This is a genomic window from Novosphingobium profundi (assembly GCF_018491765.1).
Taxonomy (GTDB): Bacteria; Pseudomonadota; Alphaproteobacteria; order Sphingomonadales; family Sphingomonadaceae; genus Novosphingobium; species Novosphingobium profundi.
On the sequence record NZ_JABWCU010000023.1, the window covers coordinates 18863 to 39345 of the forward strand.

Annotated in this window: 17 protein-coding genes; 15 read left to right on the forward strand and 2 right to left on the reverse strand. The window is 59.3% G+C overall.

The genetic code is table 11. The features are described from left to right. Positions 1 to 70: 70 nt before the first annotated feature. Complete coding sequence (locus tag HT136_RS22210) at positions 71 to 2656, reverse strand: PAS domain-containing protein (protein WP_214202045.1); 2586 nt, start codon at positions 2654 to 2656, stop codon at positions 71 to 73. 299 nt (positions 2657 to 2955) lie between these two features. Here HT136_RS22210 and HT136_RS22215 point away from each other — a divergent pair, with 299 nt between their 5' ends. The 12 genes from HT136_RS22215 to HT136_RS22270 all read left to right on the forward strand — a co-directional run bounded on the left by HT136_RS22215 (position 2956) and on the right by HT136_RS22270 (position 13730). After that, entirely contained in the window at positions 2956 to 3288 is a 333-nt protein-coding gene (locus tag HT136_RS22215) for a YnfA family protein (RefSeq protein WP_214202046.1), read from the forward strand. Between the two features lie 230 nt (positions 3289 to 3518). After that, positions 3519 to 4871 carry a DUF7986 domain-containing protein gene (locus tag HT136_RS22220; RefSeq protein WP_246544134.1) on the forward strand — a complete coding sequence of 451 codons (1353 nt, stop codon included), beginning with the start codon at positions 3519 to 3521 and terminating at the stop codon, positions 4869 to 4871. 238 nt (positions 4872 to 5109) lie between these two features. Beyond that, on the forward strand, positions 5110 to 5337 hold the full coding sequence (locus HT136_RS22225; protein ID WP_214202048.1) for a hypothetical protein: 228 nt from the start codon (positions 5110 to 5112) through the stop codon (positions 5335 to 5337). A 1423-nt stretch (positions 5338 to 6760) separates the two neighbouring features. Next, on the forward strand, positions 6761 to 7168 hold the full coding sequence (locus tag HT136_RS22230; RefSeq protein ID WP_214202049.1) for a hypothetical protein: 408 nt from the start codon (positions 6761 to 6763) through the stop codon (positions 7166 to 7168). 8 nt (positions 7169 to 7176) lie between these two features. After that, the gene (locus tag HT136_RS22235) at positions 7177 to 7542 is read left to right on the forward strand and encodes a hypothetical protein (RefSeq protein ID WP_214202050.1); all 366 of its coding nucleotides are present in this window, start codon (positions 7177 to 7179) and stop codon (positions 7540 to 7542) included. A gap of 304 nt (positions 7543 to 7846) precedes the next feature. After that, positions 7847 to 8353: a DUF736 domain-containing protein gene (locus HT136_RS22240; RefSeq protein ID WP_214202051.1), complete on the forward strand. Its 507-nt coding sequence runs from the start codon at positions 7847 to 7849 to the stop codon at positions 8351 to 8353. Between the two features lie 369 nt (positions 8354 to 8722). Then, a complete protein-coding gene (locus HT136_RS22245; RefSeq protein ID WP_214202052.1) occupies positions 8723 to 9016 on the forward strand; it encodes a hypothetical protein in 294 nt (97 codons plus the stop codon). Positions 9017 to 9565: 549 nt separating this feature from the next. Next, a complete protein-coding gene (locus HT136_RS22250) occupies positions 9566 to 9901 on the forward strand; it encodes a single-stranded DNA-binding protein (protein ID WP_214202053.1) in 336 nt (111 codons plus the stop codon). 72 nt (positions 9902 to 9973) lie between these two features. Next, positions 9974 to 10381 carry a hypothetical protein gene (locus HT136_RS22255; RefSeq protein WP_214202054.1) on the forward strand — a complete coding sequence of 136 codons (408 nt, stop codon included), beginning with the start codon at positions 9974 to 9976 and terminating at the stop codon, positions 10379 to 10381. 251 nt (positions 10382 to 10632) lie between these two features. Further along, complete coding sequence (locus HT136_RS22260) at positions 10633 to 11058, forward strand: hypothetical protein (protein WP_214202055.1); 426 nt, start codon at positions 10633 to 10635, stop codon at positions 11056 to 11058. A 631-nt stretch (positions 11059 to 11689) separates the two neighbouring features. Continuing rightward, entirely contained in the window at positions 11690 to 12691 is a 1002-nt protein-coding gene (locus HT136_RS22265; protein ID WP_214202056.1) for a DUF2493 domain-containing protein, read from the forward strand. Positions 12692 to 13139: 448 nt separating this feature from the next. Continuing rightward, on the forward strand, positions 13140 to 13730 hold the full coding sequence (locus tag HT136_RS22270; protein WP_214202057.1) for a hypothetical protein: 591 nt from the start codon (positions 13140 to 13142) through the stop codon (positions 13728 to 13730). Positions 13731 to 13808: 78 nt separating this feature from the next. Here the strand turns inward: HT136_RS22270 and HT136_RS22275 are convergent, their stop codons facing one another. After that, a complete protein-coding gene (locus HT136_RS22275; protein ID WP_214202058.1) occupies positions 13809 to 14156 on the reverse strand; it encodes a DUF1207 domain-containing protein in 348 nt (115 codons plus the stop codon). Positions 14157 to 14634: 478 nt separating this feature from the next. Here HT136_RS22275 and HT136_RS22280 point away from each other — a divergent pair, with 478 nt between their 5' ends. Genes HT136_RS22280 through mobF form a run of 3 tightly spaced genes read left to right on the forward strand, consistent with a single transcriptional unit; the run spans position 14635 to position 20335 of the window. After that, complete coding sequence (locus HT136_RS22280; protein WP_214202059.1) at positions 14635 to 14934, forward strand: ribbon-helix-helix domain-containing protein; 300 nt, start codon at positions 14635 to 14637, stop codon at positions 14932 to 14934. Continuing rightward, positions 14927 to 17341, forward strand: coding sequence for a type IV secretion system DNA-binding domain-containing protein (locus HT136_RS22285; protein ID WP_214202060.1), 2415 nt, complete (start codon positions 14927 to 14929; stop codon positions 17339 to 17341). Before HT136_RS22280 ends, HT136_RS22285 begins: the two co-directional genes overlap by 8 nt. A gap of 3 nt (positions 17342 to 17344) precedes the next feature. Beyond that, positions 17345 to 20335, forward strand: coding sequence for a MobF family relaxase (gene mobF / locus HT136_RS22290; RefSeq protein WP_214202061.1), 2991 nt, complete (start codon positions 17345 to 17347; stop codon positions 20333 to 20335). The last annotated feature ends 148 nt before the right edge of the window (positions 20336 to 20483 follow it).

Consider the following 20483-nt stretch of genomic DNA (forward strand, 5'->3'; position numbering starts at 1 on the left):
GTTACAGCGGGCCGCTCCCACTTACGAATACCGGGTCTGGGCGGCGGCACCCGCGCAGATGTCACCGCAATCAGGATTCCAGAACGTTCCTCACCTTCGGGGCGAGTTGTTCGATGGTAAAAGGCTTGCCGATCAGTTCCAGACCCGGGTCGATAACGCCATTATGCACGACCGCGTTGCGCGTGTAGCCAGACGTGTAAAGAACCTTGAGTTCGGGTCGCCGGCGTTGGGCTTCGTCCGCCAATTTACGGCCGTTGATGTCCGGCATCACAATGTCTGTAAAGAGCAGCGCGATTTCCGGATGGGCGTCGATTAGCTGTAGTGCTGCCACAGCGCCGTCCGCTTCGAGCACCTGATAGCCAAGATCGGTCAACGCATCGACGCTGAATTGGCGCACCGCCGGTTCGTCCTCGACTACCAGGATGATCTCCTGTTCCTCACCCAATGGCAAGTCGCCGTTTGAAAGCTGTTCGGCCTCGATCTCGTCGCCGATAAAGCGGGGGAGATAGATCTTGACGGTCGTTCCTTGTCCCAACTCCGAATAGATTTTGACGTGGCCACCCGACTGCTTAACGAACCCATAAACTTGACTGAGTCCGAGCCCTGTGCCCTTACCAACCTGTTTGGTCGTGAAGAACGGGTCGAAGGCTTTGGCAATGATCTCAGGCGGCATCCCGCAGCCGGTATCGGAAATGGCAATAAGGACATAATGCCCTGGCGGAACGCCAAGATGCGCGGCAGCATAGCGGTCGTCGAAGTGGACGTTTTGGGTTTCGATCGTCAGTCGTCCACCCTCCGGCATCGCATCTCGCGCGTCCACGGCGAGATTGAGAACGACATTTTCCAGTTGGTTGCGATCGGCGTGTGTGCGCCACAGCCCTGCGGCGCGCACCGTCTCCAACCGCACGTCAGTTCCCAGAGAATGGATGAGCAGTTCGGACATACCAGGTACAAGCTTGTTCGCGTCCAAAACCTCCGGATTGAGAGGCTGCTGGCGTGAGAAAGCCAAGAGCCGCTGGGTCAGGGTGGCGGCACGTCCTGCGCCTTCCAGTGCTGCGTCGACGTAGCGCTTTGCGCGCGCATCCTCATCACCAAGACGGCGATTCAGGAGATCCAGTGACCCAACGATGACGGCCAGCATGTTATTGAAGTCGTGCGCGATCCCGCCGGTCAGTTGGCCGACCGCCTCCATCTTTTGAGATTGCCGCAGCGCTTCCTCGACCTGTTCCCGCTCGGAAATCGCCTGAGCCACGCGTCGTTCCAGATGTTCGTTCAGCTCCAGAACCCGCACCTCCGCGCGCTTGCGCTCCGTAACATCGATGGCGGTGCCGATGACGCGCAGACATTGGCCGCTTTCGTCGAAAACGCCGCGCCCTTTCGCGGCTACCCAGCGCTCTATCTGGTCTTCCTTCCCGATAGTGCGATATTCAACATCATAGATAGCACGTCTGGCAGGATCGGCAGCTGCGGCGTAAGCTTCGAAAGTGGCTTCCCGATCATCGGGATGAAGGCCGCTATAATAGTCTGCCATGGAGACCGGCACGTCGGGCGAAATGCCGAACATGACTTTGACGATTGGCGGCCAGATGAGAATGTCATGCACGACATCCACGTCCCAGAAACCTACCTCAGCGGCCTGCGTGGCGAGCCGCAGCCGCTCCTCGTTTAACATCAGCTCGGCGCGGGTGCGCTGCTGTTCTGTCAGATCGAGCATGGCGCCGATCATCCGGACAGCTTTGCCTTCCTGGTCGCGGATAATGTGTCCACGGTCGAGAATAGCTGCGTAGCTGCCATCGAAGCGGCAGAAACGATACTCATCCGACCAGCTTTCCGCATCACCATCGATGGCGCCATGAATGCTGTGATGGACACGATCGCGGTCGTCAGGATGGATATGTGCGATCCACCACTCTCCCGTCAGCTCTATATCGGCGAGCCTATGGCCATGCGCCGCTTCCAAAGCCTGGTTCCATGTGACGTGATCGGTGGTAAAATCCCAATCCCAGATGGCATCATTTGTCGCCCGGCTCACCAGGCGGTAACGTTCCCGAATGGCTCTCAGCGCCTTTTCAACTCTCGCACGCGGTTCCACCTCTACCCGCAATTCCTCAGCGCGTGAGGCTTGGGCCTGAAGGGCCTTACGAAGTTCCAGCTGGGCCATGACCTGCCGCGCCAGCACCTCAAGCACGTGGCGTTGATAGGAAGTGATACCGTCAGGGCGCGGCGCACGGTCCAGCACGCAGATCGTGCCGATCGGCAACCCGGCCTTGTCCCGCAGGATTGCGCCCGCATAAAAGCGCAGGCCACCCTCCGCCGTTACCAACGGATTGCAGGCGAAACGAGCATCCTCACGGGTGTCAGACACGACAAGAAAATCATTTTGCAAGATGGCGTGAGCGCAGATCGATACATCGAGAGGCAGCTCGCGTACGCCTATGCCAACTTCTGCCTTGAACCACTGGCGATCACTCGCCACCAAATTGACGACGGAGATCGGCGCTGTGAAGGTCTCCGCCGCTAGCCTGACGATATCGTCGAAGTCGGCTTCCTGCGGGGTATCGAGAATTCCATAGCTCCCTAGTGAAGCCACACGATCAGCTTCAGACCAGACCTCGGCCGTTGAATTGCCTGGGATTTCCGTCACTTTTGAACTCATGCGGGGTGACTATCATCCTCCCACGCGGATGGCACTGAAAACCTGCAAGGCGGTTGGACGGCGGTCAGGCTGGCGAGGTTAGCTGGGGCGTTGCTGCAGGCGTTCTTACTCCGCCCGGCGAAAGGCGCGGTCTGTCGCATCCTGCCACGTGACCGGCAGTTTTGTCTGAGCCCGGTGATAAGCGGACTAACCGCTAATGGGCCTGTCATTTTTCCACTTGAACGACTTGAATGGGCGCATGACGGAATTTCAGAACATGCCCCGTTGCGAACATAAGTTGGTGTTGCGATAGGAGGGGCATGACCGCCTTCGCTTTTATCGGTGCTGCCTTGGCTGAAATTGCTGGCTGCTTCGCGTTTTGGGCGTGGCTACGCCTGGGAAAGTCACCTCTTTGGATTATCCCGGGCGTCGCGTCTCTTTGCCTATTTGCCTATTTGTTGACTTTGCCATCTGCTGATCAGGCTGGCCGCTCGTATGCGGCATATGGTGGCGTCTATGTTGCTATGGCCGTGCTTTGGCTGTGGCTCGCGGAAGGGGCGAAGCCAGATCGCTGGGACTTACTCGGGGCTGTCGTTTGTTTGGTGGGTACGGCCATCATCTTCTTCGGCCCGCGCGGGGTGAACGGCAACTAGCCACCCATTCGGGCTACTGACCGAGCCGGTCGGCAAGGGAAAGCGGACGGCTCGCCGCCAAGTGCGCCAAATCGCCCCTTGAGCGACCTGCTAGAATACCTAGCAATCACTCCTCCGCCCGCATTTTGCTCGCCTAGCGTGCGTAACCTGTCGCTGCGAATTCACTTACCGTATAGAACCCAATGGCTCGGCAAGCTCGTGCCATTGAACCATCTCAAGGAGCTTTCCCCTTGCGCGCGATCCATGACCTGTCCGGCCTGATCAAATATGCTGGGCGCGAACCCTGGAAGACACGGCTTGAGGAGTGTCTGGAAGAACATTTCGGGCCGGCGGCCGACGAGCTCGACGTCGATTTCGACGAACTGCTCGACATTGTTGGCCCGCACTGGGAAGGTCCCTTGTGGGGCTGCGCGTTCGAAGACCTGATCGGGCGCGAGTTCGATGGCGAAAATCTCGCCGACGATTACCTGAAGCGGCGTGGCTGGAACGAAAAGGCCTCCGTCAAAGCCTATATCAAGGCCCTGCGTCAGACACCGATGTCACTCTACGAAGTGAGCGACATTGTGCCAGGCAAGTCGATGCGTTTGCGCGACCTGCTTCAGGACGGCGAGCCTGTCACCGTTGAGGAGCGCAGCGCGAGCAGTAGCTTGCACAACTGGGACCGGATTGCCACGCGCCTGATCGTCGGCCGAGGCGGCGCCGTCATTTCTGGAGCCTTGCTGGCATTTAGTCCGGATGGCAGCGAGCAGTTGATCGATGGCTTTACGAAGATCGGCGCCCAGCCCGACCCGGACTTTGATTTCGACGTAACCGACCGCGCGGTACTGCTGCACCACAGCGCGCCCGTGATCACCTCGACCTGGCTGCTGGACGCTGCCGGCGTGCTGGGCCCCCCGATGCCCGATCTGGTCAACAGCGACGGCGATGACATTCTTTTCCATCGCCTGGTTTTCCCGTTGCCCAAAGGCGTGACACAAAAGCAGATCGCAGCCCGATTCCAGACCCTGCCCACCTTGTCGCCCGCTTCCGCCAAATTCTGGAATTGGCTGGAAGACAAGCGCGTCAAATCCCGGCGACCCAAGCAGCCCGGCGCGCAAATGCTGGCATCGACCATGGACGATGGCTCGACGATCCTTGGAAATGCCGAGCTGGCGGGACGTTTCCTGACGATCGAGGTCAACAGCGCCGAACGCGCGCAGCGTGCCCGGGACCTCTTCATCCCCTTGCTGGGCGATCTGGTGCAGGCACCTTTGACCGAGATCCGAACCGTTGCCCAGATGATGGCTGAACAACGGCAGGTGCGCGACGAAACCGCCCAGCCGGAGATCCCTGCCGCGGAGATGCAGCGCATCGTTCGCGACATGATGGACCGACAATACCGACAGGTCCTCGACGAGCCGGTCCCCGCTCTGGGGGACAAGACGCCGCGGCAGGCTGTCAGGACCAAGGCCGGGCGCGCACAGGTGGTGGAATGGCTGAAGTACCTGGAGAACGGGACCGCCAAATCCGGCAACGAGCAGATGGCCGGCTACAGCTTTGCCTGGATGTGGGAAGAATTGGGCATAGCCGACCTGCGGAAGTAGATCGGTATGGCCATGTCGCACGAGTTCCAAAGACTCGGCAAAGGCCGGGTCAATCCTGCCCAATGACCTTGCGCGATACGCCCCACTCTTTGCCTCTGGCAGGACATCCCCGTCGGACAAGCTGAAGCCGCGCCCCCAAGCGCGGACATACCGGTTGTCAAAAAACGGGCGCATCGGGCAAGAACCCTGTCAAAGTCTTTTGACAAAACCCCAGATGTTCCCGATTTGTCAGGCCAACTTGGCTGTCAACGGACACTTCGCGGTATCCTGGCGCCGGCCGCAGCGCCGCGCGACGATGCCCGCCCCGACCGAGAACTCGGACAACGAACTGCCCGATCTGCCGCCAGCCAGCGGCGAGATGGGCGGCTCCTACGATCCGCAGACCACCGGCGACGGCCTGGGCGAGAGCACGGCGAGCGCGCCCAAGGGCCGCGGCGCCAAGGCGAAGGAGCCCGAAACGGCATAACCCAACCCTGCCGGCTCGCATTAGCGAGCCGGCACGCTTACCGCACCGCGAAAGCGTGTCGGCCCGTCGCTAATCGGGGTTCGATTGGCTTGCCAATGTCCTCGGGCATAAGCGAGGATTGAGAGCTGCGACTAGCCCCATGAGCGCGGGTTCGGCTCGACACACCAAGCGCTCCCAACACCTGCGCAACTGCCAATCCCCCCTGGCGCGCAGGTGGAAGACCCGCCGTTCGGACCACCGAACGGCGGGTCTTTTTTTCACCTCTACTCTCACGTCCTGAGCGCAGAACACGATGAGCCGAAATCTAAAGCATTGGGACAGCCGTAAAACAATGTTACCCAGACACACATAGACAACTGGAGAGCCTGCATTGCCGCCGCGCAAAATCACTATGCCGCGACACGCAAGTGACGATGCTTGCCAGTCCTCGTATCTCGTGCGCCTCGAGATGCGGCAATTGCTGATTGTATTTTATGTCCTCTTCGCATTTGACGCCAACATTCTGCTTTTCTGTGTCCACCGTACAGCCAGCAATTGGACGTCATCCATTGCTGACCATGCCGCAATTGCGATCTTCGTTAGCGGAGCGCTAATCATTTTATCCCGGGTGAAGCCTCGAGTGCGCAGAGACTGGGCAACGCTTCGTGAGCCCTTGTGCCAACCTTCCACAAGATCATCGCGCATACAGTCGATCGCGACCGACACATGCACGATTGCGCTCTGGCTCGGCTTCGTCGGCTGCTCGATTTATTCCGCTGTGCCCGTCGACCCGCTCACACACGGTTAGGATCACAGAACGTGTCAACTCGACCCAATGCTCAAGCGCTGCAGAGCCTCTACTGTGAGCATTGCCGCAGATCCATTCCGCTTGTGGCAACTGCAGTTTTCAAATTCATCATCATCATGATGGTCACGAGCCTCGTCGTCTCAGCCTTTCCAACCATTGCTGCACTGGCCTGGATACGCTTCGCAATCATCGCTTTGAGCGCCTACTTTTTTTGCCTCCCAAGTCTGGGATATTTAAGACTTGCCCTGCAAGTCTGGCCCGCCCTTGGCGGACCGAATTCCCTCAAACGATGGCACACCGCAAACATAATAGCGCACACCCTCTCAGCGACCACCGGTCTAGCCTGTATGCTCTGGACTCTCTCGCCAGCTCTAATGCCGCTGCTACGCTGATCCACCGCATAGCATCCCCCGCTAAGCTCAACCGGGGTCTATTAAGCTGCCCCCGGCTGAAGGCGGGCCAGCTGCACCAAGCCGCCCTACACCCGTCTCGATGCCTCGGGTGACCATTCCTGACGCGAAGAATGTCGACACAATAGCTGCCGCAGAGTGACGGCCAAAAACCATGATGGCGGGCCAGAGGCCCGGAAGGAAAGGGGGAAAGATCCAGCGAGTTTCTCAACATACGGAGGACGAAATGCTCGATCTGACCAAATCCCGCCGGAAAACCGCCTATTTTGGCAAGGATGCCCGCAAGGCGGCCGCTGCTACGAAATTCATTGGACGCGGATCCGCACTCAGCTCAACAGCAGCCTACGCCCGCGCATGTGGCGACCTCTCAAACTGCCATGCCTACACGCGCGAAGATGTCGTCATGATCTCGGCCGAAGGCAACCGACGCGGCCGCCTGACGCCAGATTTCACGGAGATCGACCTGGCAATCGCAGCACGATCGCGCTTCATCACAGATTGCCGAGAGGATCGCGAGCGAGCGTACAACATAGGCGAACGCGAAGTTGCTCGTTATCTCGCCCATCATGGCTATCGCGAATATGCAGGCGGCCACTGGATGCCACAGACCTCAGATATCGTCGGAGTTGAATGATGCCCGATATGAAAGCCTTTGACGACAACCCGAGTATGGGCCTCGACATCCTGAATCTCGAAACGGCCACCACCAAGCTTATCGAAAGACTTGTCAGCGCGGCCCTAAAGCAGACCTTCGCAGAGGATCCACCGCAATTCGAACTCGACTACTGGCACGATGCAGTCCGCCTGTTCGTCAAGATTCCCTTGCCCGATGATCCCTCAGGCGAATGGCCCGCATGGTACATCGGACTCGAGGATCTCGTGCGCGGCACAATGGAGCAAGATCGAGACAACATGCGCGATCCCGGCCTCGTTGCCAGCGCCGTCAATCTGGCGAACGAATTTCGACGCATGGCTAACCTGATCGAAAGCGCCTTGCCCGAAACATAGGAAAATGATGCCCGCCCACAAAGGCTGCTCACTCAATGCCGCGCTCAATAAAGGCCCGTTGCTCCACGCAAGCAACGGGCCTTTTCCTTTGATGGTGCCCTAACGGGCACGACAACCCATCACGACGCCACCGCACGTCCACAGTCCCACCCTTTCGCAAACAGGCCAGCCACGCCCTCGCTTTCAGCGGGGCGGACAGGCGCGCGTGACGCGCGCCGCCGGGCCCTCGAGGGGCCCGGAGGAGGAGGGGGAGGGAGAATGATGAGCTCGGACAGGGTGTTCGGGCGCATCAGGAGAATACGACATGGCACGCAACATCGGCACTCTCGCCCGCGTCAACAACGGCCCGATCGCGGGCGACATCAAGACCCTGACCTTCAGCGCGAAGATCGCGCTGCGCGAAGTTCACTCGAGCAACGAGCGCGCGCCGGCGTTCGATATCATGGCGCTTTCGAGCGATCGCCGCTCGTGGGTCGAAATCGGCGCCCTGTGGGAATTCACCTCGAACTCGACCGGCGAAGTCTTCTACTCGGGCCGCATCGACGACGTTTCGATGCCCGCGCCGATCGACATTGCCGTCTTCAAGCAGGAGGACGGCAGCTTCGCGGTGTCCTGGCGCCGGCCCCAGCGCCGCGCGACGATGCCCGCCCCGACCGAGAACTCGGACAACGAACTGCCCGATCTGCCGCCCGCCAGCGGCGAGATGGGCGGCTCCTACGATCCGCAGACCACCGGCGACGGCCTGGGCGAGAGCACGGCGAGCGCGCCCAAGGGCCGCGGCGCCAAGGCGAAGCAGCCCGAAACCGTCTGAACCATCCCCGGATCGGCGTAGCAGCCTCCACGCCGGTCAAACTTTGGCCCGCCGCCCTTCGGGGCTGGCGGGCCTTTTTTTGCTATGCAAACGCAAGTCACCAAAAAACCGAAAGAAGAGGGGGAGGCAATCGGTCAGACCAACCCTTGACCTAGAGATTCACATTGGGACAAAAAGGTCATGAAAGGACCGAGCAATGTTTTATGCCGATCACATCGCAAATTTCGCGCTGGAGCACGACCTTGTTTCGGCATTCACACTGTGTCTGCTCCCGGGCCTTTACTGCGTATTCTTCACCCTAATGCTTCTCGTTTGGGGAATGAAAAGTCATTCAGAAACTGTGATGCCAAGGGGGGGACGGCTACAAAATTGATCACCGCCAGCTCGACCACGCTGGCGGCTTATTGCGCCCTCTTGTTCGCCACGGGAGCTCTCGATTCGGCCATTATCGCAAATCCGACATGGCAAAACGAAACCATCTCCCGTTCGCAGCGTAACAAACTGTTGGCTGGCATCACCAAATACGGATGCGATCGCTCGAAAGTCGTGCACATTGAAGCCAAACGACCGCTCGAAAATTCCGATCTTGCCAAGCTTTTCCCGGACGTCGGGGCCAGTTTCCTCATCATCGGTCTACCCGATACGCCTATTACTGGTTGCTGATCTCATCGGGCAGCGCCACGTCGACCCATGAGCATCGACACAACAATCCGCCAATAGCAGACCCCGCGGATACAGACGCAGCACCACTATGCGCTGGTATGCCGGTATCCATTGCAACACCTACCATGTGATCCGGATGGTCCTCCACACCAAGCTATACGGCCTTGGAACCGCACCCACTACGAACCGGCTCAAGTCCCTTAGCCTCGCCATCACAAACAAGCGGGAATGCACCCCGAAGCCCTCGTATCCGTGCCAGCCAGAATGCGAATAGGGCTCCTTACCTGCTCCCGACCACCTAACGTTCTTCGCAGTCAGCCACCACCAAAGAGCCGGCGGCGCCGACCGCCTCGCCAGTGCCCCTTGCCCCTGTTCGCAACCCTGCCCAACCCCGGCAAACCGGGCCGTGTTGCCCGCTAAAGCGGGCTGCCCGCACCACCCCGGTTCTTAGGGGTTCCCCTCCGTTTCACTCCGGTGGGCCGGGCTCCGCCCCGGGGCTCATCAGGGGCACCGGCGGACGGGCCGCCGGCTCAAATGGAGGCTTGTAAAATGAACGTAGTCAACCTGGTCGGCCGCATCGCCAAGGACCCCACCACCCGCAGCTTCGGCAACACCACCGTCACCGAAGTGATCCTCGTCACCGAACGCCCGCGGATCCGCGACGGCAAGACCGAAAAGGACCCGCAGACCGGCTACACCCTGATGGACAGCGAGTTCCACAAGATCGTCATCTTCAACGGCATGGGCAAGGGCGTCCGCGACCACAAGGAAAAGGGCGACAAGCTCGCGGTTACCGGCAGCATCCACTACTCGCAGTGGACCGACAGCGACAACATCAAGCGCTACGGCTGCGAAATCCGGGCCGACAACGTCGAGTTCATCTGAACCCCAAGGGCGGCGCCTGGCGCCGCCCTTTCGCCTGTCCACGCACCTTCAGCTTCTACAGGAGCACCAATCATGGATGCTAACGATAAGATCACGGTCGAAATCGACGACGAGGTTCTCATTGAGCAAATCACGAAGCTCACAACCACACTCATGCCGTTACTCGCTGCAAGAGGTAAGCATCTACCGACCGACGATCTCGACCTGATACTCGTCAAGATCCTCTTTCACGGATATTTCCACACCGACCGGGACCGTCGCAGCAAGATCTGGTTCACCGCATTCAACAACATGATGGACGCGATCGATTCACAACTCGAGTTCATACCGCTCGGCCAACTCAGCCTGCTTGGCACACGAATGGTTGCCGCGGCGTGCCGCTCTGATGAAGCAAGCAAGGCGCGCATCGCCAAAGTCGAACAGGCCATCTTCGAAAACTACCGGGTCTTGAAAAAAAACGATCTGACAGTCTCCATTTGATCTGGGTGCGGGCGTCCCCCGCACAGCGGGGCCGGGCTCTATGGAGCTCGGCCCGGCTTCACCCTGGCGTACCGCCAGGCTTGCAGGCGGGCCAGCTCCACCAAGCCAGCCTGCGGCCGTCTTGGCCCTCCGGGTCACGATCCATGACGCGCTGATAGTCTCATCCTCCCCGAAACCTTGCCCGGCGCCCATGGAGCAAGGTACTATCTCTCTTCAGCGGCATGTTCATTCAACGGCACAGGACGACGTCCATGTCTGCAGTGATCTACGCTTGCGGCCATTCGCGCGGCCGCAAATTCCAATCCGAAGATAGCCTAGCCACCGAGTACCACGCTCCCGATCGCAAAAGTGGTAACCTTTGCCCGCACTGTCGATCGAAACACCAATTGCGACGCCTGCGCGGATCGGATCGGCAAATCCAATGGGCCAAAGCTATCCGAAAAAGCCTCGATCTCGACCTGTCCAACTTCTTTCAGCGCACTACCGGCGTGCTCTCAAGCGAGGACATCACCCAGCTGGATTGGATCGTCAGCTACGTGCATTCCCACGAATCCGCTGCGGAATGGTGGATCCAGAACCGACTGAAAACACCGCTGGAATTTCTCGAGCAAGCCATCGCGAAATGCCCTGAGAATATTCAACCCGAGGGTTTCCAGATCCTCGACAAGATTTCCTGAATTACAGCGTTACGCATCGCTCCGGGCGTCCCCCGCTGAGCGGGGACGGGCTCTATTACGCTGTCCCGGCTTCACCCTGGCGTACCGCCAGGCTTGCAGGCGGGCCATCTCCACCAAGCCAGCCTGCGGCCGTCTTGGCCCCCCGGGTCACGATCCCTGACGCACGGCACCGGCGTTGCCGAGTGCCTTGCAAAGACGCGCACGCGGCGCCGGTCTGACCGGTCCGCTAAAGCGGCCCGGCAGCCGGCTTTTGCGCGCACTCGCTTTGCGTCTCTCCCCCTCCAATTGCCTGCGGCAAAGCCGCCACCCATGGGGGTGGCTGGCGGCAGGGAGGGGGCTCGAAACTGGAGGTGTCCCCGCTGTTCGCCGTGCGTTCCGCGACGGCGGCGGGGACGTCTTTCCTATCACACTAGGAACACCTGCCAAAACCTATCGACGTTCGGGGCTCCGTCAAGGATCGCGGTGCCCCCAATTTTCACGACAACCAGCAAGCTGGCCGCCGAGAAAATCGGCTCCCCCACGCCCGTTTCACGGCGACGCGCCCAGGCGCGTCGTCCCTGACTTCTCCCCTCTGCGCCGATGAATTTTGGGGGTTCCCACGGTGGGAACGCTTCAAAAATCGGAGGCTTTCATGACCACTTTCAACAACTTCGCCGACCTCGCTGAACTCCTCGTCAACGACCGTATCGCCAAGGCTGCAACCGATGAACATGCCGCCGAGACTTACGCGGGTGCCTTCATCGAGCACAACGAGCTGGCCAAGCTCACCTACATGGACGAACCGGTCTCCAACCAGATGCCGGATCCCGATCAGGCCCGCGCAGCCGTCGAACTAATCGTAGGCACGCTCTTCGACGTTTTCCGCGACACGATCATGGAAGAACACGCGCAGCGTCTTGCATGGGGCTTCGTCAACTCCTTCCACATGACCGCACGGCTCGCCGAGGGGCGTGAGGACGATGCCGCCAAGAAGCTGGGCGAACTGGTCCGCATCAACGACACGAGCGAAATCCACACCGTCGAAGTCGAAGAGACACAGATCCTCTGCCAGACCATGCAAGGATGCCGCGAAGCGCTGGAAGCCATGCGCGACCACGCATCGGACATGTACCGGGTCGAAACCGGGCGCCCATTCACCGCCGCACGCGGTTCGCAAGTCTCGAAGAACACCGCCACGGCCTCACAGGTCCAAGCTCGTGACTTCCTCGCAGCCCGCCGGCGTCAACGCGACGAACAGCTCGCTCCGACCGGGCCCGTCGTTGTCGTATCGGGCGGTCAGGTCTGGCACGACCACGCGATGCTGTGGGAGATCCTCGACGACATCAAGGCGCGCATCCCCGAGATGGTCCTTGCCACGACCGGAATGCGCAAGGGCGTCGATGCCATCGCAACAGGCTGGGCACAATCACGCAAGGTCCACGCCGTTCACTTCCTCCCCAATCGCCAGCACGGCAACCGCGCGCCGTTCATGCGCAACGAGACGATCGTAAAGCTTCGTCCGGTCGAAGCGATCGTCTGTGAAGGATCCGGCATCCAGAGCAACCTCGCGCAGCGCCTTCGTGCCGCTGGCGTACCGATGCACATCCGCCGCATCGCCGACCAAATCTCGCCCGAGCGCATCAAGCAGGCCTGAGCGCCACATGGGAGGTCCCGGCTACGGCCGGGGCCTCCCATTTCTTTTTCCGTGCGCAAGACGCGGCTCCGGGGCATCGAACCCCTTCGCCGCGATCGGGACGAACCCTGACGGGTTGTACCCTCCGCAAACTGGAAACGCAGTGTGCCGGAACGCCGGCATTGCCGAGCCTTGTGACCCCGCCGCAGGCGCGCCGGGGCACGTCGTTCGGCTCGCCTCCGGGTTGCGCCTGGCGGCGAGGGCAGGGCGCCAGTGGCCCGCGTTTCGCGCCGAGCGCCGCAATCCCATCGGGCATGGCGGCCGGGGGCCGCGCGCCCTCGGTTTGCGTGCGCCGGAACGTCGGCATTGCCGATCCTAGTGACCCCGCCGCAGCCGCGCCGGGGCACGTCGTTCGGCCCGCCTCCGGGACACCCTTCGGGACCATGAAGAAAAGAGGAGGGGGGAAGCGATGAGCACCACCAAAAGGGAGGATAAGATGCTCGTATTTTTCCGGCTCATCGACAAGGCGACCCCACTGTCATCAAAGCCAGTTCACGCCACGATGCGCGATCTCGGTCACCTTAAAGGATTGCTACACGCCAATGGCGTCATCGCGGATCCTGACGACGGTCAACACGAACACTCTGCGAAGAGCTTCGAGATCAATGCCAACGGCATTGCTTTAGCGGCGTTCGACACACGATTTCCCGGCCGTGACGATCTGCTTAGTATCGTCGAAGAAGCCCAGTTCCTCGCTCGGATGATCCGTATCGACGAAGCTGAAGACGGATCGGGGGCAACTCTGTCCGTGAGCGATCACATTGCCATGACGCCGGATATGGCGGTCACCGAAATTGCAGCTTCGCGCATCATTCGATGTCTTGGCATTACCGAACGGCGAACCCAAACAATCACCTTGGACCAGCTGCGCAGGGCTCTTGAATACCCCGTCGTTTACGATCGCTTCGAAACAAAGAACCTCGAAGCGTACTACGCGTACCTCACGCGCATTGCCGGCCTCGAATATGGCGACCAGACACCAACAATGACGTGGTCTTGATTACCGCCACCACAGCACAGAAAAGGGGACCGACCGGCACGCCGGACGGTCCCCTTTTTTGCTTCAAACTCTCAAGCCTCAAGCCGCCAGAGAACTGGCCTCGGAAGTCGGGGCCGCAGCATTTGCCGTGCTGCGCTGCGTAGGCACGGATACCGAGCCCTGCAGAAGCGCTAGCGCCTTATCTGCACCCAACTGCACAGTGGCTTCAAGGATCCCCCGAGCAGCCTCGAAGGGAAGCTTTTTTACGAGCTTTTGGATCTGTCGATCCTGCTCCATGCGCTCCTTATCAGCGAGGCGCTTTTTACGCTCTGCAAGAGCCGCTTCTTCGGCTTCAATAGCCTGCCGCTCACGTTCAATTTTGGGATTCACAGCTTCCTCCATATGCAATTGGAAGAACCCTGAAAGCACGCTCGACAGTGGCCGCATTCAAGCAACACCTAGGACCTTCTGTGAGCGAAACTATTCCATCCACCAAGACGAAAGCAAGTGACTATGCTCTCCCCTCGACCACAGTCCCCCTTTAGATGGACCCTGTCGGCTTGGTCTGACGACCAGGCCGCAGGGTCAGATATCTCGGCCTTACGGCCACGGACCCACACTGGACGCCCCATGGAAATCTCGGGAACCCGACATTACCTCCCTCGCCAAGTCGAGGGCCCTCAGTCCCTGATTTTTTGCACACCCTACACGGCAAGCCGTATGGTTTTTCCTTTCCAAATCAACGTGTAGACTATCGTGTACGCGTACACCATCGTGCACACTGCCAACTATATGCAATTAAAGGTCATATAACAATATCTTAGGCGTGCACTATAGTGCTCGCCTAGATGCTAGACATGTGCGGAATAGGTAGAGTATAACGTCTTCGCGATAGCCAGATCAGGTTCTCTCAGGAGAGCTTGAGTTGGAACAAAATCAGAGCACGCAGGCTCGCTCAGTCCGTTTAAGTCCTGGCGAACTGAAGCTTATCGACCAGCTTGCCGAACAGATGGAAACATCACGTTCGGAAGCCCTTCGCTATGCCATCCGTATCGGCCTTCCATTTGCTCTCGCTCAGCGCGGGATCAACGTTGACCGAATCCTAATGGCAATCGAGATCCTCGTCACCCAAACCTTGTGGCAAATCGAGGAGCATGAAGGAGCCGAGTCTGTACAAAGACTCTTGAACGCATCCTCTCAGTCCGTGACTAAGTACCATGCGTGACGGCGACATTCGCTTCAGCCGAAAAGCGGCCACGCTCGAACATCATTCCGCCCGCGGAAAGGTGATCCGGAACTCGACTAACTTCACGCGCGGTTCCCAGCTCTTCTCGCACGAAATGATGATGACCTGGGCGGGCATCAAAGTCCCCTTGATGACCTGGCTCATCCTCTCGGTGGTGCTCCTGTTTGCCATCGCCTCATTCCATTTCCACGAACACCAATTCCAGCTCGTTTGCATGAAAATCTACGCCGATCTCTGGGGCTGGATCGGCCTCGATCCCGACAAAGCGGTCAACCTCACGCTACCTGATGGATCGGTGAAACACGGAAAAGTCCTCTGGGTCCCCTACCATCCAGCTGTCGTTGCCGCCTGGAATGCCGCCTTGCGGATCCTTTTTGCCGCCGCGCTTGGCTCAGTGTTCATCTGTATCCCCATGACTATCTGGTTCGTCGAGTATTCGCGCAAGCGTGGAAAGGACATCCTTCGGGAGCGTCATGAACGCGGCGCGCTGCTTATCACCAAGACCGAACTGGAGAACGAGATCATCGCTCATAACCAGGCCGAGTTCGGCAAGGAATGTGCATCCAAGGACCCGCCAGTCTCCCCATCGGACGTCCTGCGCAAATCAATGCGCGAACGCGTAGCGGAAGGGTTTCACGCTCCCTATCGTCTTGCAGGTATTCCGTACCCGTGGCGTCTCGAGCAGAGCCACGCCATGTTCATCGGCACGACCGGTGCAGGCAAGACCACAGAGCTCAAGAAAATCGTGACACAGGCCCGCGCCCGCGGGCACCGCTGCGTGATCTTCGACCTGACCGGAAGCTTTGTCGAGAACTTCTACAACCCCGAGACCGACGTCCTCCTGAACACGATGGACCGGCGTTGCCAAGCCTGGACCATTTTCAGCGATTGCGACAACTATTCCGAGTTCCTCTCAGCGTCCAACGCACTCATCCCAAGCGGACACAACGCCGAGGATGACTTCTGGCAAAAAGCGGCCCGAACCTTGTTCGTGGAAATGTGCATGAAACTGATCGCAAAGGGCGCCACCTCGAACGGTGCCCTTGCCTACCACCTCATGCAAGCCGACCTCAAAAAAATCAGCCGCGAACTGGAGAACACGGTCGCTGCCCCGCTCGTCGCGACGCAAGCAGCAAAGATGGCTGAATCCATTCGCGCTACCTTCAACACCCACGCCAATGCGCTGCGCTTCCTACCTGATCCCGTACATGGCGAAGAACCCTTCTCGATCAACAAATGGATGATCCAGGACGAAGAAGAAGGCTCGATCCTGTTCATCACGTCAAACCACAACGATTTGGTTCTCAATCGCCCCCTGTTGACCTTGTGGATGGACCTTGCCGTCAACGCGCTGTTCCGGCTGCCCCGCACTCGAGATCTGCGGACATGGTTCCTGCTCGACGAAGTGCACTCGCTCCACAAACTGCCAGCAATCGACCATGGCCTCCAAACCGCGCGTGCCTTCGGCGGAGCTTTCGTACTCGGCATCCACTCGTTCGACAAACTCGCCGAAACCTACGGTGAAAAAGGCGCGATTAATTTGGCGTCGCTTGCGCGAACCAAACTGGTCCTCACGACATCGGATCTCGAAACCGCGAAGCGCTGCGCCGACTTCATCGGAAGCCGTGAAGTGCGCCAGATGGACGAAGCCTACAGCTATGGCGCAAACAACACACGCGACGCCTCCACGATCACGCCACGCAAGGAGGTCCAACACCTCGTCATGCCAGACGACATCAAGGAGCTTCCTTCGCTCCATGGCTTCGTCAAATTCCCAGACGGCTTTCCGGCGGCAAAAATTCAACTGACCTACAAAAGCTATCCCGAGATCGCCGCTGGATTTGAGCGTGTGACTGTCATGCGAGCCTCAACCTACAAACCCAGCCAACCTGACGACGATGAGCTTGAAGAAGGCGGGCGGGAAACGGATGGACGCGATAACGCACCCATTGCGATCGCTGACCTGGCCGACAAGGAACGACAGCAAGAAAACAGCGAAGCGGCACCGCTATCCGAAGCGGAAATTGAGGCTGCGAAAATGGCCCAAACCTGGGATGACAAGGGCAACGCCCAAAAACCTGACACTCAGCCTCGCGACACTGAGTCCGCACCTTCTGCGAAGCCCCAAGCCAGCTTCGAATACATGAACAAGAAACCCGGTGAAGAAGACAGCTCGCGCGACGAGGAGCTCGATGAGCGCGGCCAAACCCAACCCGATGAAAAAGCCGCTGCGCACACGACCAAAACTCCCGACGCCCGTGCCGCCCGCGAGAGCCAACGCGACAATCAAGAAAGCCTCATCACCCGCGAGGAACGTGAAGGCATCGGCACGGAACACGCCGAACGAGAACACGACGCTGGCGACGATTTCGAACAGGAGATGTGAACCATGCACTCTGTCGCATCCGTTCGATCGGCCGCAGGTGCGGCAAACTACTTCGCCAAGGACGACTACTACACGGGCGAACACTCATCAGAGGCAACCGAGTGGGGCGGCAAGGGCGCCGAAGCTCTCGGACTGTCCGGCGAGATCTCCAAACAGGCATTCGAGAAGCTCCTCAACGGGAAATTGCCCGATGGAACCGAGGTCAATCAATCCGCGAACCGCCGCGCCGGGATCGATCTCACGTTCTCGATGCCGAAATCAGCGAGCATCATGGCCTACGTCGCGGGCGATACCCGCATCCTCACCGCCCACATGGCGGCCGTGAAATCAACCATGGCCTGGGTTGAACGCACGATGGCCGAGACACGCGACTACAGCCGCAACCGCAATGGAGAGCCAGTTCGAACAGGCAACCTCGTCTACGCCCTATTCCAGCACGACACGAGCCGCAAACTCGATCCACAAGGCCACATTCATGTCGTCGTCGCATCCCTGACTCGCAACGCTCAAGGCGCCTGGCGGGCGCTGCGGAACAGTGAGATCTGGTCGAAGAATTCCACTATCGGTTCCGCTTACCACGCTGCCTTTCGCGAACAGCTCAGCGAGCTCGGATACGAGACACGCCTGACCGGCAAACACGGTCAATTCGAGATCGCAGGCGTGAGCAAGGAGGTCATCCAGGAATTCTCGCAACGCCGTCAAGAGATCCTCGATAAAGCCGCCGAAGTCGGCATTTCAACACCCAAGGGCCAAGACCGCATCGTCGTCAACACGCGCGATGCAAAACTCGACGTCGAAGACCGCGGCAAACTGCGAGCCGAATGGGCGGAACGAGCTGAGCGCGTAAAATTCAATGGCAAGGAAATCCTCCAGAAAGCCATGTCACGCTCAGGCGGTCCATCTGAACAACCAATCGGCCTCGCCTCAAAACTCAATCTCATCATCCAAAACACCGAACGACTGATTGATGACTACGTCCGAACGAGCGACGCTCTCACAACCAGCGGTCTGGCGCGCTTGACCCTAACTCCGTCCAAGCTGCGAACCGAAATGGCCGTCGCTTCCGCGATCCGAATTCATGGACAAAGACAGGCCGCATTCCAACGAAGCGACGTCTCCAAAACCGCCCTCGATCTCGGGCTCAAAGGGGTCACAATCACAAAAGTCGAAGACCGAATCCAAACCCTCGTCGATCAGCAAAAACTGGTCATGGGGACGACAACTCGTCTCGATGGGGTTGCCGAACTGGTGACCACCCCCCAGCACATAGCCGAAGAACGCAAGCTGCTCGCTGGCATCGACGCCGGGCGCAAAGCTTCAAGCCCAATTGTTGAGGCCTCGCAGATCCAGGAACGCTTGGCGAGCGTCCCTACCGAACACCCCTTGAACAACGAGCAACTAGCCGCCGCAACCCTCGCACTTTCGACAAGCGACCGCATCGTCGTGATCCAAGGCGTCGCCGGCGCCGGAAAGACCACACTCGTTCAAAGCATAGAGGCGGTTGCCGGCCAGGAAGGGCGAAAAACCGAAGGCTTGGCGTTCGCCAACGAGATGGTCCAAAAACTCAAAGGTGACGCCAATATCGAGGCTTCAACGGTCTCGAGTTTCGTCAACGCACATATCAAGGGCGCTCTCGCTGGACAGGGGCCCAACTTCGAAAAATCGAAGGCGGAACTCGCTGGAAAAATCTTCGTGCTCGACGAGTCCTCGCTGGTCGCGAACGAAGCCATGAACAACCTGGTCACGATCGCCAACGCCTACAAAGTCGACCGTCTCATCATGATTGGCGACAGGCAACAACTCGAGTCCATCGATCACGGCAAAGCCTTTGCCCTCATTCAAAGCCACGACCCGGCCATGGCACACATGCCGACCAGCCTCCGTCAAACGACACCGGAAATGGTGCAGGTCGCAACTCTCACGCGCGAGAAGCAATTCAAGGCTGCATTCGAGGTCATCAAGGACCAGGTTCACTCCGAGAAGAACGCATACCTCGACAAGGCGGCCGAGCGCTGGCTCGAGCTCCCAAAAGAGCAGCGCGACCAAACGGCCCTTTACGCATCAGGCAGACGTTCGCGAGCCGAATTGAACGATCTCGTGCAGAAAGGCTTGCACAGCGAAGGCACTATCCGCGGTCCGGGCCGAACACTGACCACGCTGCTCCCGGCTCACTCGACCCGCGAGGAGCTCAGATACCCGCACACCTACGAAGCCGGGCTGGTAATGGACGTCGTGCGCCATCGCGGCTCCAGCGGCTTAACCCGCGGCCGCTACGAGGTCCTGGGAACCAACGAACGGGGGGATGTGCAACTGCGCAACGAGCGCGGAAAGGTCTTCACCTTCGATCCGACCAGGATCGACCCGTCCGACAAAACCGACAGCATCAAACTCTACGAGAAGATGGAAACCACACTCTACGAGGGCGACAAGATCGTATGGACCGACACCGATAAAAACCGGGAAATCTACAACTCCGGCAAGGCTCAAGTGCTGCGAGTCGACGAGAACACGATCACAGTCGAAAACGCCAAAGGCGAAGTCCTCGAGCTCGGCCACGGCGACAAGATGCTCGAACGCCTGGGCCTCGCCTATGCGATCAACATGCACCAGGCCCAAGGCATGACCAGCACCCACGGCATCGGGGTCATGCACTCATCTGAGCGCAATCTCGTCACCCAACGGCTTGCGCACGTCATGGTGACCCGTGTCCGTGAAAGCATCGAGATCTTCACCAACGACAAGGACAGCCTGCTCAAGGCAATCGAACGCAATCCTGGCGACAATCTCAGCGCGCTCGAGACCATCGGCGAAAATACGATCGACGCACCAGAGAAGTCCCGATCGCGCAACGCGGGCGAATTCAATCCTTCGATCCCCGGCGAAGCCAACCGCGAAGGATCGCAAAAAGGCTCAGCGTCAAACGCCACCTTCGAGATCCCACCATTGGAACCCCGGATCGATCTTCCCGAACGCAACATCGAAAGGACGCGGTGATGCCCACAGAACCCGTTGGCGAGGACCAGGAGCCATGGACAATCCAACCACCCGGCACAGCCCTATCTGCGCGCCTGCAAGCCCGCATCCATGATTGCGCGGCTCAAACCCATTCCTCCACTGAATGCCAGGCACTCGCGATAGCAAT